Annotated in this window: 6 protein-coding genes; 3 read left to right on the forward strand and 3 right to left on the reverse strand. The window is 73.7% G+C overall.

Going from position 1 to position 13,969, the window contains the following annotated elements; genetic code table 11:
- The first annotated feature begins 35 nt into the window (after positions 1-35).
- Genes ACFYVL_RS38870 through ACFYVL_RS38880 form a run of 3 tightly spaced genes read left to right on the forward strand, consistent with a single transcriptional unit; the run spans position 36 to position 9,030 of the window.
- Positions 36-7,352: an amino acid adenylation domain-containing protein gene (locus ACFYVL_RS38870; RefSeq protein ID WP_389253730.1), complete on the forward strand. Its 7,317-nt coding sequence runs from the start codon at positions 36-38 to the stop codon at positions 7,350-7,352.
- On the forward strand, positions 7,349-7,555 hold the full coding sequence (locus tag ACFYVL_RS38875) for an MbtH family protein (RefSeq protein ID WP_389253733.1): 207 nt from the start codon (positions 7,349-7,351) through the stop codon (positions 7,553-7,555). Before ACFYVL_RS38870 ends, ACFYVL_RS38875 begins: the two co-directional genes overlap by 4 nt.
- 23 nt (positions 7,556-7,578) lie before the next feature.
- Positions 7,579-9,030 carry a DHA2 family efflux MFS transporter permease subunit gene (locus tag ACFYVL_RS38880; RefSeq protein ID WP_389253778.1) on the forward strand — a complete coding sequence of 484 codons (1,452 nt, stop codon included), beginning with the start codon at positions 7,579-7,581 and terminating at the stop codon, positions 9,028-9,030.
- A gap of 203 nt (positions 9,031-9,233) precedes the next feature.
- Here ACFYVL_RS38880 and fes read toward each other — a convergent pair whose 3' ends face one another.
- From fes to ACFYVL_RS38895, 3 genes are all read right to left on the reverse strand, one after another.
- A complete protein-coding gene (gene fes, locus ACFYVL_RS38885; RefSeq protein ID WP_389253780.1) occupies positions 9,234-10,484 on the reverse strand; it encodes an enterochelin esterase in 1,251 nt (416 codons plus the stop codon).
- Between the two features lie 91 nt (positions 10,485-10,575).
- A complete protein-coding gene (fhuB, locus tag ACFYVL_RS38890; RefSeq protein WP_389253735.1) occupies positions 10,576-12,903 on the reverse strand; it encodes a Fe(3+)-hydroxamate ABC transporter permease FhuB in 2,328 nt (775 codons plus the stop codon).
- A 322-nt stretch (positions 12,904-13,225) separates the two neighbouring features.
- A complete protein-coding gene (locus ACFYVL_RS38895) occupies positions 13,226-13,573 on the reverse strand; it encodes a DUF6355 family natural product biosynthesis protein (protein WP_389253737.1) in 348 nt (115 codons plus the stop codon).
- Positions 13,574-13,969: the final 396 nt, after the last annotated feature.

Consider the following 13,969-nt stretch of genomic DNA (forward strand, 5'->3'; position numbering starts at 1 on the left):
GCAGGGCAGATGTCCTTTTCCGGGGAGTTCCACGCATGCTTCACCCTCTTCAGCATCAGATCGGCCGGGAAGCCGCTGCGCCCGCAGCGGACCTGCCGCTGCTCGCCTCGCAGACGGGCATCCTCTACGCCCAGCAACTCGCGCCCGGCAGCACGGTGTTCCAGACCGCCGACCGCGTCGAGATCCACGGCGCCCTGCACGAGGAGCACTTCGAAGCGGCTCTGCGCGCCGCCGTCGCGGAGTCCGACACCCTGTCGCTGCGGATCACCGAAACCGGCGGCGAGCCCCGCCAGCAGGTCGCACACGACCCGCGGTGGACACTGCACCGACTCGACGTACGGGCCGCCCAGGACCCCGAGGGAGAGGCCCGGGAGTGGATGCGCGCCGATCTGGCCCGCCCCTGGCCCGCGCAGGCCGCACTCACCACCCAGGCACTGATCCGGCTCGCCGACGACCGGTACTGGTGGTACCAGCGCGTCCACCACATCGCCGTCGACGCCTACGCGCTCCAGCTGATCGGACGCCGGGTCGCCGAGCTGTACACCGCCCTGAGCGCCGGAGCCGAGCCGCCCGCCCGCACCTTCGCCACCCTGGCCCGACTCACCCAGGAGGAGGCCGACTACCTCAGCGGCGAACCGTACGCGGCCGACCACGAGTTCTGGGCCGAGCGGCTCGCCGACCGCCCCGCTCCTGTCACCCCCGCCGCGCACGGACGGCACAGACCCACCGACGTCGTGCTGCGCCGCGCCACCGACCTGCCCGCGGGCACGACGGCCCGCCTCGAAGAAGCCGCCCGCGCCGTCAAGGCAACCTGGGCGGAACTCTTCATCGCGGCCACCGCCGGCTACCTCCACCGCCTCACCGGCGCCGACGACGTCGTACTGGGACTGCCGGTGACCAACCGGCGCGGCCCCACAGCCCTGCGCACCCCCGCCATGACCGTCAACGTGCTGCCGCTGCGCATCGGCGTGCGCCCCGCCGACACCGGCGCGGCCCTCCTGCGCCGAGTGGTGCTCGAAGTGCGCGCCGTCCGCCGCCACCAGCGCTACCCGCAGGCCGACCTGCGCCGCGCCCTCGGACTCACCCGCGCCGGCGAACCGCTGACCGGGCCCATGGTCAACATCAAGCCGTTCGACGGAGACCTGGACTTCGCGGGCCTGCCCGGCGTCGTCCACAACCTTGCCGCCGGACCCGTCGAGGACCTCGCCTTCGGTGCGGGCCCCGGCCCCGGCGGCACCTTCCGGCTCACCCTCGACGCCCACGCCGGACGCTACGACGAGCACGAACTCGCCGTGCACGAGCGGCAGTTCCTCCACTATCTCGACGCGCTCGCGGAACTCCTCACGGCCGACCCCCAGCGCCACATCGGCACCCTCGACCTCCTCGACGCCGACACCGTCGCGCGCGTCACCGCAGGACGCACCGAGCCCGCCGTGACGCGCACCGTGCCCGAACTCCTCGCCGAACAGGCCGCCCGCACCCCCGACTCGGTCGCAGTCCGCGCCACCGGAGCCACCGGAAGCGCGCAGCTCACCTTCGCCCAGCTCGACGCCGCCGCGAACCGGCTCGCCCACCGGCTCGTCGCCCTCGGCGTACGCGCCGAGACACCGGTCGCCCTTGCCCTGCCGCGCGGCACCGACCTGATCGTGGCCCTGTTCGCCGTACTGAAGGCGGGCGGCGTCTGCCAGCCGCTGGACCTCGGACACCCGGCCCGGCGCACCGCCGCGGTACTGGAGGACGCCCGCCCCGCCTGCGTGCTCGGCACCACCGCCACCCTGGCGGCCCTGCCCGAACACGCCCTGCCCACCCTGGCCCTGGACACCGAAGAGACACGCACCGCCCTCGCCGCGCTGCCCGCCTTCGGAGCGCCGCACGCCCCCGCCCTCACGGACGCCGCGTACGTCATCCACACCTCCGGCTCCACCGGCCGCCCCAAGGGCGTCGTCGTCACGCACGCCTCGCTGGCCAACCTGCTCGCCGGTCACGGCAGCGACCAGATCGCGCCCGCCGTCGCCCGCACCGGCCGCCCCCGCCTGCGCGTCGCACACAGCGCCTCCTTCGCCTTCGACGCGTCCTGGGACCCGCTCCTGTGGATGGTCCACGGCCACGAACTCCACCTCCTGGACGACGCCGCCTACCGCGACCCCGCGACGCTGGCCGCCCACGTCGCCGAACACCGCGTCGACTACCTCGACATCACCCCCTCCTACGCCGAAGCCCTCGTCGCCGAGGGTCTGCTGGACGACGACGGCAGGCACCGCCCCGGCATCGTGGTCGTCGGCGGCGAGAGCGTCGCCCAGCCCCTGTGGGACCGCCTGAGCGCCACCGAAGGCGTCCATCCCGTCAACCTGTACGGGCCCACCGAGACCACCGTCGACGCCTACACCTGGATGCCCAGCGGCGGTCCCGGCGGGGGAGTGACCGGCCGCCCCGTCCGCGGCTCCCGCGTCTACGTCCTGGACTCCTCCCTGCGCCCCGCGCCCGACGGCGTGACCGGCGAGCTGTACGTCGCCGGGGCCTGCCTGGCGCGCGGCTACCTCGGCCGCCCCGACCTCACCGCCGAACGCTTCACCGCCGACCCCTTCGCAGCCCTGCACGGCGAGCCCGGCGCCCGCATGTACCGCACCGGCGACCTGGTGCGCCGCACCGCCGACGGCACCCTGGAGTTCCTCGGCCGCGCCGACGACCAGGTCAAGATCCGCGGCTTCCGCATCGAACTCGGCGAGATCCAGGCCCGGCTGGCCTCCCACCCGGACATCGCGCACGCCGCCGTGATCGCCCGCGACACCGACCTCGGCAAGCGCCTGCTGGCCTACGCGGTCCCGCGCGACGCGACGCCCGTGGACCCGGCCGCCCTGCGCGAGCACCTCGCGCTCACGCTGCCCGCCCACATGGTGCCCGCCGCCGTCACCCTCCTCGACCACCTCCCGCTCACCGCCAACGACAAGCTCGACCACCGGGCCCTGCCGGACCCCGAACAGCAGCCCCCCGGCCTCGACAGCACACCGGCCGCCCCGCGCACCCCGCACGAGGAGATCGTCTGCGGACTCTTCGCCGACCTCCTCCACCTCACCGAAGTGCCCTCGCCCGAGGCGGACTTCTTCGCCCTCGGCGGCCACTCCCTCCTCGCGGGCCGCCTCGCCGCCCGTATCCGCGAGCACTTCGCCGTGACCGCGTCCCTCGCCGACGTCTTCCGCAACCCCACCGCGGCCGCCCTCGCCGCCCACGTCCGCGACGCCGCCGCCGAATTCCACGTCCGCACACCACTGGCCCCCGTACCCCGCACCGGCGACCTCCCCCTCTCGCCCGCCCAGAAGCGGCTCTGGTTCCTCGACCGGCTCGAAGGCCCCAGCCCCACCTACAACATCCCGCTCGTCCTCGACCTCCACGGCCCCCTCGACCGCACGGCACTCCACCTCGCCCTGTGCGACCTGACGGAGCGCCACGAGACACTACGCACCGTATATCCCGCCACTGACAACGAGCCCCACCAGCGGATTCTCACCGCCGACGAGGCCCGCCCCGCCCTGCACACCGCCCCCGAAGGCATGCGGCTCACCGACGCCGTACGGCACTGCTTCGACCTCGCGTCCGAACCCCCGCTGCGAGCCACCCTCTTCACCGGGCACGGCGACGGCGCACCGCAGGAGCCCGCGCACACCGGCCGGGCGGGCCGCGCCGACGGCGCACAGGAGACCCACACCCTGCTCCTGCTCCTGCACCACATAGCCGGCGACGGCGCCTCCACCACCCCCCTGGCACGCGACCTCGCCACCGCCTACACCGCCCGCGCCGCAGGCCACGCCCCCACGTACGCCCCGCTCCCGGTGCAGTACGCCGACCACGCCGCCTGGCAGCAGCGCACCCTCGGCGAGCCCGGATCGCCCACCCCGCTCGCCAAGGCCCAACTCGCCCACTGGCGCGAAGCCCTGGCCGGGCTGCCCGACCAGCTCGACCTGCCCACCGACCGCCCCCGGCCGCCCGTCGCGACCACCGCGGGCGACACGGTGCCCTTCACCCTGGACCCGGCCGCGCACCAGGCCCTGAAGGACCTCGCACGGGCCACCGGCACCAGCGTATTCATGACCGTCCAGGCGGCCCTCGCCGCCCTCCTCACCCGGCACGGCTGCGGCACCGACATCCCGCTCGGCACCCCCGTCGCGGGCCGCGACGACCGCGCCACCGCAGACCTCGTCGGCTTCTTCACCAACACCCTCGTACTGCGCACCGACACCTCCGGCGACCCGGACTTCCGCACCCTGCTCGGCCGCGTCCGCTCCGCCACCCTCGCCGCCCACGAACACGACGCGCTGCCCTTTGACCGGCTCGTCGAGGACCTCAACCCGCCGCGCTCGCTGGCCCGCCACCCCCTTTTCCAGGTCATGCTGGCCTGGCAGTCGATCCCGGACACCGAGTTCACCCTGGCCCCCGGCCTCACCGCGCGCATGGTGGCAGTGCCCTCCGGCACCGCCAAGTTCGACCTGACGCTCAACGCCGGGGAACTCCCGGCCGGCGGCGGCATATCCGGCTTCCTGGAGTTCCGCACCGACCTCTTCGACCGCGCCACCGTCGAGGGCCTCGCCGACCGGCTCGCCCGCCTGCTGACCGGCGCCGCCGCCGACCCGGACGTACCGCTGAGCCTGCTGCCCCTGCTGGGCGCCGAGGAAAGCCGGCGCGCGCTCGTCACGTGGAACACCGCGACGGCCCACGCGCAGAAGCCCGCGCCCACCACCCTGGCCGCCCGCTACGAGGAGGCCGCGGCCGGCAACCCCGACCGCACCGCCGTCACCTGCGAAGGCCGGTCGCTCACCTACACCGAACTCTCCTCCCGCGCCCACCAGCTGGCCCGGCTCCTCGCCGCCCGGGGCATCGGCCCCGGTTCCGTCGTCGCGCTCGCCCTGCCGCGCTCCGTCGACCTCGTCACCGGCCTGCTCGCGGTGTCCCTGTCCGGCGCCGCCTACCTGCCGCTCGACCCCGACTACCCGGCCGACCGGCTGGCGTACATGCTCGAAGACGCCCGCCCGGCGGCCCTCGTCACGGACTCGGCCACCGCAACACGCCTGCCCGCCAACGACCTGCCGTTGCTCACGGTCGACGGACCCGACGCCGACGCGCACCCCACCGGCCCCCTCGCCCCCACCGAGCTCACCCGCCCCCTGGTGCCCAGCGACCCGGCGTACATCATCTACACCTCGGGCTCCACCGGCCGCCCCAAGGGCGTCGTCGTCACCCACCACAACGTCACCCGGCTGATGTCCGCCACCGACCACTGGTTCGGCTTCGGGCCCGACGACGTGTGGACGCTGTTCCACTCGTACGCCTTCGACTTCTCCGTGTGGGAGATGTGGGGCGCGCTGCTGTACGGCGGTCGCGTCGTCGTCGTACCGCACCTGGTCAGCCGCGACCCGGCGCTCTTCCTGAACCTCCTGGTCACCGAGGGCGTCACCGTCCTCAACCAGACCCCCTCCGCCTTCTACCAGCTCGCCGCCGCCGACCGCGAGAACCCGGCACGCGGCCGCGAACTCGCCCTGCGCTTCGTCGTCTTCGGCGGCGAGGCCCTCGAACTCGGCCGCCTCGACGACTGGTACGACCGGCACCCCGAGAACGCGCCGACCCTCGTCAACATGTACGGCATCACCGAGACGACCGTGCACGTCTCCCACTTCCCCCTCGACCGGCGCACCGCCGCCGCCTCCACCTCCAGCACCATCGGCGTCAACATCCCCGACCTGCGCGTCTACGTCCTCGACGACCGCCTCCAGCCGGTGCCGCCCGGCGTCACCGGCGAGATGTACGTCGCCGGGGAGGGCCTCGCCCTCGGCTACCTCGGCCGCCACGCGCTGACCGCGGAGCGCTTCGTCGCCGACCCCTTCGCCCACCACTTCGGCGGGGCGGGCAGCCGGATGTACCGCTCCGGCGACCTCGCCAGGCGGCGCGCGGACGGCACACTGGAGTACTTCGGCCGCGCCGACCACCAGGTCAAGATCCGCGGGTTCCGCATCGAACTCGGCGAGATCGAAGCCGTACTTGCCGACCACCCCGCCGTCGCCGACGCCGCCGTCGTCGCCCGCGAGGACACCCCCGGCGACCAGCGACTCGTCGGCTACGTCGTGCCCGCCGACCCGGCCGTCACCCCCGCCGAGCTGCGCGCCCACACGGGCGCCCACCTGCCCGCCCACATGGTGCCGTCCGCCGTCGTGGTCCTGGAGCGGCTGCCGCTGACCGCCAACGGCAAACTCGACCGCAAGGCCCTCCCGGCCCCCGTCCTGCCCGCCGCGGCCACCGCGAGCCGTGAGCCGCGCACCCCGCGCGAGGAGCAGCTCTGCGCGATCGTCGCCGAGGTCCTCGGCCTGCCCGCGGTCGGCGTCGAGGACAACTTCTTCGACCTCGGCGGCCACTCCCTGCTCGCCGTCCGCCTCGCCGGACGCGTCAAGGAGGCCTTCCGCACGGAGGTGTCCATCGGCACCGTCTTCCAGGCCCCCAGCGCCGCAGCCCTCGCCGCCGTACTCGACGACGGGGCGCGCGACACCGGAGACCCCCTGGACGTCCTGCTGCCGCTGCGGCCCGCCGGGCCCGGCGACAAGGCGCCGCTGTTCTGCGTCCACCCGGCCGGCGGCCTCAGCTGGTGCTACGCCGGACTCATCAGCGGCATCCCCGCCGACGTACCGCTGTACGGCCTCCAGGCCCAGGGAGTGGGCCCCGCCACCTCCGCGCAGCCCCTGCCGCGCACCCTGGAGGAACTCGCCGCGCACTACACGGCCCGCCTGCGCGAAGTGCAGCCCGAGGGCCCCTACCGGCTCCTCGGCTGGTCCACCGGCGGCATCATCGCCCAGTCCATCGCCACCCACCTCCAGGACCTCGGCGCCGAGGTGGAACTCCTCGCCGTCCTCGACGCCTACCCCGCCGAGGGCTTCCGCGAGCTGCCCGTCCCCGACGAGGCCGAAGCCCTCGAATCACTGCTCACCATGGGCGGCTACGGGCCCGAAAGCCTCGAAGGCAAGCCCCTGACCACCACGAACGTCATCGAGACGCTCCGCAGGGAAGGCAGTCCGCTCGCCGACCTGGCCCCCGCCACCATCGAGGCGCTCGGCGAGATCTACCTCCACGTCAACCACCTCGTACGGGCCTACGACCACCGCGTCTTCGACGGCGACGTGCTGTTCTTCCGGGCGACCGTCGACACCATCGACGACACCCTCACCCCCGACACCTGGACCCCGTACGTGGGCGGGCGCATCGACAACACGAACGTCGCCTGCTCCCACAAGGACATGACCCACCCCGTTCCGATCGCGCGGATCGCCCGCGTGGTCGCCGACCGACTGACCGAGCTGGAGAACCACGCCCGATGAGCAGCGAATCCGCCACCGTCAACCCCTTCGACGCGGACGGCGACTTCCTCGTCCTCGTCAACCACCTGGGCCAGCACAGCCTGTGGCCGGTCTTCGCCGACGTGCCCGAGGGCTGGGACACCGCGCACGGGCCCTGCCCGCGCGCGCAGGCCCAGGACTGGATCACGGCGTACTGGACCGACCTCGCCCCCTCCCCGCGGTGACCGTGTCCAAGAGTGGCGGGCTGATGATCAGGCCCAGGATCCGGCCCACCGTCGCCGTCGTCCTCGTCTACACGGCCGCCATGTGCATGAACGGCCTGGACTCGACGATCGTCAATCCGGCGCTGTTCACCATCGCGGGCGACTTCGGCAGGCCGCTGTCGGCGGCCAACACCGTCGAGACGGCGTTCCTCATCGCCCTGGCCCTGGCCCTGCCCGTCGCGGGCTGGGCCGGGGACCGGTTCGGCACCAAACGGGTCTTCCTCGGCGCGCTGGCCGTCTTCACGCTGGCGTCCGCCGGGTGCGGTCTCTCCCAGGACCTGCCGTCGCTGGTCGCCGCCCGCGCCGTGCAGGGACTGGCGGGCGGGCTGCTGACACCCGTCGGCATGACGCTGCTGTTCCGCACGTTCCCGCCGCACCGCCGGGCGAGCCTGGCGAAGGTGCTGATCGTGCCGACCGCGCTCATGCCCGCGCTCGGCCCGCCGCTGGGCGGGTTCCTGACCGCGCACCTTTCCTGGCACTGGCTGTTCTTCGTCAACGTGCCCATCGGCACGGCGGCCGTCCTGCTGGGCGTGGTCGGACTGCGCGAGCACCGCGAGGAGGACCCCGGCGCGTTCGACCGGACCGGCTTCCTGCTCGCCACCCCGGCGCTCGGCCTCCTCACGTACGCGCTGGGCTTCGGCCCCTCCCAGGGCTGGAGCACCCCCGGCGTGGCAATCAGCGCCGTCCTGGGAACCGGCCTCCTCATCGCGACGGTCGTCCACCAGCTGCGCGCCCCCGAACCGCTGCTGAAGCTGCGGCTGCTCGCGGACCGGGTGTACGGCGCGGCCTCCGCGCTCGCGGCGGTGACGGCCGCCGGGCTGATGGGCGTCCTGTTCGTCTTCCCCCTGCTGTACCAGGCGGCGCTCGGTGCCACGGCGCTGGACGCCGGGCTCATCGTCTTCCCCGAGGCCGTGGGGCTGATGCTGGCCTCGCAGGTCGTCGACCGGCTGATGCCGCGGCTGGGGCCACGGCTGCTGACCGTACCGGCGCTGGTGCTGGCGGCGGGCGTGTTCGCGCTGCTCGCCGTCCCGCAGGTCTCCGCACAGGAGTGGGCGGTGCGCGCCCTGATGTTCCTGATCGGCCTCGTCCTCGGTACGGCCGTACTGACCGTGCAGATCGCCGGGTTCGAGGGCATCGCGCCGCCGGACATGGGCCATGCGATGGGCCTGTTCACCATCGTGCGGACGCTCGGCGGTGCGCTGGGCATCGCGGCCTGCGCGGCCGTGATCGGCGGCGACGCCCATTCCGCCGCCGACGCGGGCCCCTACCGGGTCGCGATCTGCGTCACGGCGGGCCTGGTGGCGTTGGGTGCGCTGGTCGGGCTCCGACTGCCCAGCGAGGCACCGGCCCCACCGGACTTCGACGACGAGGCACCGACGGAACCCGAACCCCTGGCCGGAGGGACCACGGAGGAGGGGCAGCCGGTTCGCGGCTGACGCACTGCTCCGGTGGTACGAGGAAGCGCCGGACGGAACGAGCAGTTCCGTCCGGCGCTTTCGTCCGGTGCTCCCGTCCGGCCGGGAGCACCGGGCCGGACCACTTCGCAGACCTGATCCCGGCCTACCGTACGCAGCAGCGCCGCACGGGTGTCCCGCCCCGTCCGGCGCCTCCGCGTACTTCGCCCGCCCCGCCCGGCCGCTCAGGACAGCAGCTCGGACAGCCCCGTCGCCAGGCCGCCGCGCCAGCACGCGTAGTCGTGGCCGCCGTTGAACTCCTCGTACGACACCTCGTAACCCCGCGCCTCCAGTACGTTGCGCAGATGCCGGTTCTGCGGGAGCAGCATCCACTCCTGGAGGCCGACCTCGATGCGGAACCGCACCGGGCGCCGCTCGGTGATCGCGAACTGCCTGGTCAGCCACTCGCTGCCGGCGCCGAACCCCGCCTCGTCGTCCGGCCACCAGAACGAACCGGACTGCGACAGCACCCGCCCGAAGCGGTCCGGCCGGTGGAAGGCGGCGAAGGCGGCGGTCAGGCCGCCCGCGCTCTGGCCCGCGATCACGGTGCGCGCCGGATGGGCGGCCGTGCCGAACTCGCGCGCCGCCCAGGGCAGCAGGGTGTCGGCCAGCCAGTCCACGAAGGCGCCGTTGCAGCTCAGGTCCTCCATCCGGCGCCCCATGGTGTCCACCAGCAGGGCGACGGTGGGCGGCAGTTGACCGTCCGCGAGGAGATTGTCCAGGGTGTCGCCGACGGCGAGGACGGGGCCCCACATCTCGCCGTCCAGGAGTACGGCGACGGTGTAGGGCCCGCCGTCCGGACGGTGCCCGTGGGGGAGGTGGACGGTGACGCGCCGGCCGTCGACCACCTCGTCGCGCAGGGTGCCGCGCGCGGCGTCCGCGCGCCGCGCGGCGAAGGGCTGCGCGGGCGCGTCCCCAAGCTCCAGCACCGACGCCGGGTTGCGGGCACCCTGCGCGGGCAACGGGAGTCCCCGGCACAGAGGGTCCGGCAGCGCTCCGTCCAGGACGCGCCGCCAGGCCGCCCGGTCCGTGCGCAGGAGTTCGTCACGGGTGCCGTGGCCCACCGCGAACTGGTAGGAGGCCCGGTGGTCGGCGCGCAGCCGGTGGGACTTCGCCCACACGCCGGTACCGGGAACCCGCTCCATCAGGTGCGGAGCGAGGTCGGCGGCGTGCCGGTCCTTGTCCGTGACGGTGTGCAGCAGCGCCAGGACGCCCGTCGCGGGCGCCCCGGGTTCGTCCCGCCACACGAACGTCACGAGGCGGTACGCCGCGTCGCCCTCCGGGTCGGGCTCCACCAGTGGCGTGCCGTGGGCGGCGGCGTACTGCCAGAACTCCTGCTCGGCGCCGGGCTTGTCGTCCCGTACGTCGTCGGAGAGGGCACGCAGGAGGGGGCTGAGCACGGTCGTTGCCTTTCGTGGGGCGGCGGGACGGATCACACGTGTGAACCGGGGGCGGGTGGCCAGCGGGTCCTCGGGACGGTTCACCAGGGGCTCCTCGGAACGGTTCGCACCGGGTCCTCGGTACGGGTCACACGCGGGTCGCGGGGGAGCGGCCCAGCAGTACCCAGAGCAGGAAGGGGCCGCCCAGGATCGTGGTGACCACACCCACCGGGAGTTCCGTGCCGTCGAACACGACGCGTCCCACGGTGTCGGCGACCGTCACCAGCGCCGCCCCGACCAGCATCGAACCGATCAGCGGCACCCGCAGGGGACCCGCCAGCCGGGAGGCGATGACGGGGGAGGCCAGGGCGACGAAGCCGACCGGCCCGCAGATGCCGACGGCGAGCCCTGCCAGGGCCACCGCGAGGAGCAGGCAGATCATCCGGGTGCGGGCCGGGCCCGACCCCAGCGAGGAGGCGGTGGAGTCGTCGAAGCGCAGCACGCCGAGGTGCCGGGAGACGGCGAGGGCCGACGGGACCAGTACCACCAGTCCGATGAGCACGGGCAGCGCCACGTCGTAGCTGCGGCCGTTGAGGCTGCCCTGGGTCCACACGTACAGCGCACTGCTGGAGTTGAGGGAGCGCCGCGACAGGGCGACCTGGGTGGCCGCGGAGGCCAGCGCCGACATGGCGAGCCCGACCACCAGCACCCGGTAGCCGCGCTGTCCGAGACCGCCGGAGACCACCACCACGACGACCACCGCGACGAGGGCGCCGATCGGCCCCGCCCACCAGGCGCCGAACGTGCCGCTGATCGAGACGGACACCAGGACGGCCGCCGTGGCGCCGTCGTTGACGCCGAGGAGTTCCGGGGTGGCGAGCCGGTTGCGGGCGAGGGTCTGGGTGAGGCAGCCCGCAAGGCCGAGCGCCGCACCGGCCGCGAGGCCCGCGACGATCCGGCCCAGCCGGAACTTCTGCACCATCAGTACGTCGAAGTGGTCGCCGTACCCGAACACCGCGCGGAAGGTGCGCGCGAGGCCCATGTCGCTCTGCCCGGCCTGCGCCGACAGCACCACGGCGAGCACCAGCAGCGCCCCGACGGACAGCGCCGCGAGGGTCGCGCGCCGTGCCACGAGCAGCGAGACCGGACCCCGGCGCAGCACGAGGCTCTCGGCCGGACGGGCCCCGCTCTTCGCGCGGCGCGGCAGCGGCAACCCGGCGGGAAACGCCCTGCGGAGCAGGACCCCGGGGGACAGACGCCCCGGCTTCGTGGGGCGGCGCTCCTCGGCGGCCGGGTCCGTCATCCCCATGGCGGCCAGCTTCCGCGACCGTACGATGCCGATGAGCACCGGGGCGCCGATCAGCGCCACGATGACCGACACTGGCGCCTCGTACGGCCGCGACACCACGCGGGCCAGGACATCGGAGGCGATGAGGACCAGGGCGCCGATGACTCCGGCGAGCACCAGCCGGGCGGCCAGCCGGGTGCCCGCCAGCGCGCGGGCCAGGAACCCGGCGAGCAGGCCCAGGAAGGAGACCGGCCCGCAGAGCGCGACGGCGGACGCGGTGAGCAGGGTGACGGCGACAGCGACGACGGTACGGATGACGGGCGGCCGGTGCCCGAGGCCGCGCGCCATGTCGTCGCCGAGGGCCAGCGCCGAGAGCGGCCGGGCGATCAGCAGCGCGATGAGGAAGCCGACCAGCAGGACGGGGGCGAGGCGGCCGAGTTCACCGAAGCCCTCGACGCCCGCCAGGGACCCCAGCACCCAGTTGCGGAACTTGTCGTACGTCTCCGCCGAGTTGACCACGATCACGCTGGTCGCCCCGCCGAAGGTGGCCCCGAGGGCCGAGCCCGCGAGCACCAGCCGCATCGGCGACCCGCCGGCCCGCCCGGCGATCAGCAGTACGAGACCGCTGGCCACGACCGCGCCGACGAACGCGCAGACCAGGAAGGCGAATCCGGAGTCCAGGCCGAGCAGCGCGATGCCGGCCACCACGCCGAAGGAGGCGCCCGCGTTCACCCCGAGCAGCCCGGTCTCCGCGAGTGGATTGCGGGTGACGGCCTGGAGGAGACACCCGGCGACCCCGAGTGCCGCGCCGACCAGCAGCGCGGTGAACGTACGCGGCAGGCGCAGATCGCCGACCACGAGCGAGAGCCGGGAGTCGGTGCGGGCGCCGCCGCGGTCGAGGAGGTAGTCGAGCACCCCGCGCGGACCGACCTCGCCCGCGCCGACGCACAGCGACAGCGCCAGGAGGCCGAGGAGGACCACAACCAACATGCCGAGGATCGCCGGAAGAGGGAGCCCACGCCGCTCCGTGCGTGTTCCGCTCCGGTCGCCGGGCGGCGTGGAGCGCGCGGACGCCGCGCCGACGGCCGCGGCGGGCGTGTCGGTGCCCCGGTCGGGCTCCGGCGTTTCCGGTGCGACAGGGGGAGCGGGCTGGGAAGCGGCGGTCACTCCCGCGCGCGGCACATTCATGAGGTGAGGCTAACCTAAGTTTTAGCCAAAGATATCCCACCCACTGCCGCCTTGCCGCAGGCGGAGACCCCTTCCCAGCTGCCGTGGAGGTTTCGGGCGCCTGGTACAACGAGATGGTCGGGGAACTTGCTCGGCGTGGAGCGGTCCGCACGAACCACCCGTGGCCGTGCGCCGGCAGTGCAAGGCTGACGAACTGTCAAATCAACGCCCTGCCTGGCACGCATCACCGTACGGCGGCCCGCAGGTCGTCCTGCGGGCCGCCGTGGCTGCTACGTGTCCGCGGCGCGCGGTCCAACGCCCCCCGTTCGCGCGCCGCGACGCGTCAGCAGGACCTGCCGACGTACCAGGCGCCCTGGAAGTCGGGCCATCCGCCGCCCAGGTAGGTGGTGCCCGGACCGACACACTTCTCGTAGTCGCTGATGCCGCCGATGTTCCACCTGTCGACGTAGATGACGACGTTGCCCGTTCCGCAGTGGTTGTAGTAGGCGCCCGGATTGGCGAACCAGCCACAGGGGTCGCCCTTCACACCGGGCTTCCCGTCCTGCTGCTGGGCGGCGGCCGTCACCCCGGCCGGCGCGGTGCTCGCGGATGCCGGCGACATGCCGGTCATGCCCACGGCGACGGTCGCGACCGCGGCGCCTGCCAGTACTCCCCGGATCGTCTTGCGCATGTGCGTCTCCCGAACCTTGTTCCTGATGGTCGGCATTGGGACCCCGTTTCTCGACGCGTGCGATCACCGCGCACCTTGACCTTGTGAGGCAGGTGGGGTGTACGGCACGCCGTGTTCTGACCTGCACCATCGTGCTGGTGCGCCGGACGGGGTAACAGCTCACCAACCGTTCACCTGTGACCGGTCCGGCTGCCCGTTGTCCCACGAGCCACGAGCCACGAGTCACGAGTCACGAGTCACGAGTCATCAGTGCGGACGTTTCTCCCCCTGACGGCGACAGGTTCCATCGGGGTGCGGATACAGCCAAACGGAGCCGAACGCTCCGTGAGGCGTCCGTCGCGCAGACGCGTCGGAAGCAGCCGGGTGCCCGGCCGGGGAGCCCGCGACCGCACGCTA

The organism is Streptomyces sp. NPDC004111 (assembly GCF_042874215.1).
GTDB lineage: Bacteria > Actinomycetota > Actinomycetes > Streptomycetales > Streptomycetaceae > Streptomyces.

What these genes read in the sequence shown, in the direction of transcription:
- ACFYVL_RS38870 (WP_389253730.1), top strand. Translation starts at nt 36, where the DNA reads ATGCTTCACCCTCTTCAGCATCAGATCGGCCGGGAAGCCGCTGCGCCC.
- ACFYVL_RS38875 (WP_389253733.1), top strand. Translation starts at nt 7,349, where the DNA reads ATGAGCAGCGAATCCGCCACCGTCAACCCCTTCGACGCGGACGGCGAC.
- ACFYVL_RS38880 (WP_389253778.1), top strand. Translation starts at nt 7,579, where the DNA reads ATGATCAGGCCCAGGATCCGGCCCACCGTCGCCGTCGTCCTCGTCTAC.
- fhuB (WP_389253735.1), bottom strand. Translation starts at nt 12,903, where the DNA reads ATGAATGTGCCGCGCGCGGGAGTGACCGCCGCTTCCCAGCCCGCTCCC.
- ACFYVL_RS38895 (WP_389253737.1), bottom strand. Translation starts at nt 13,573, where the DNA reads ATGCGCAAGACGATCCGGGGAGTACTGGCAGGCGCCGCGGTCGCGACC.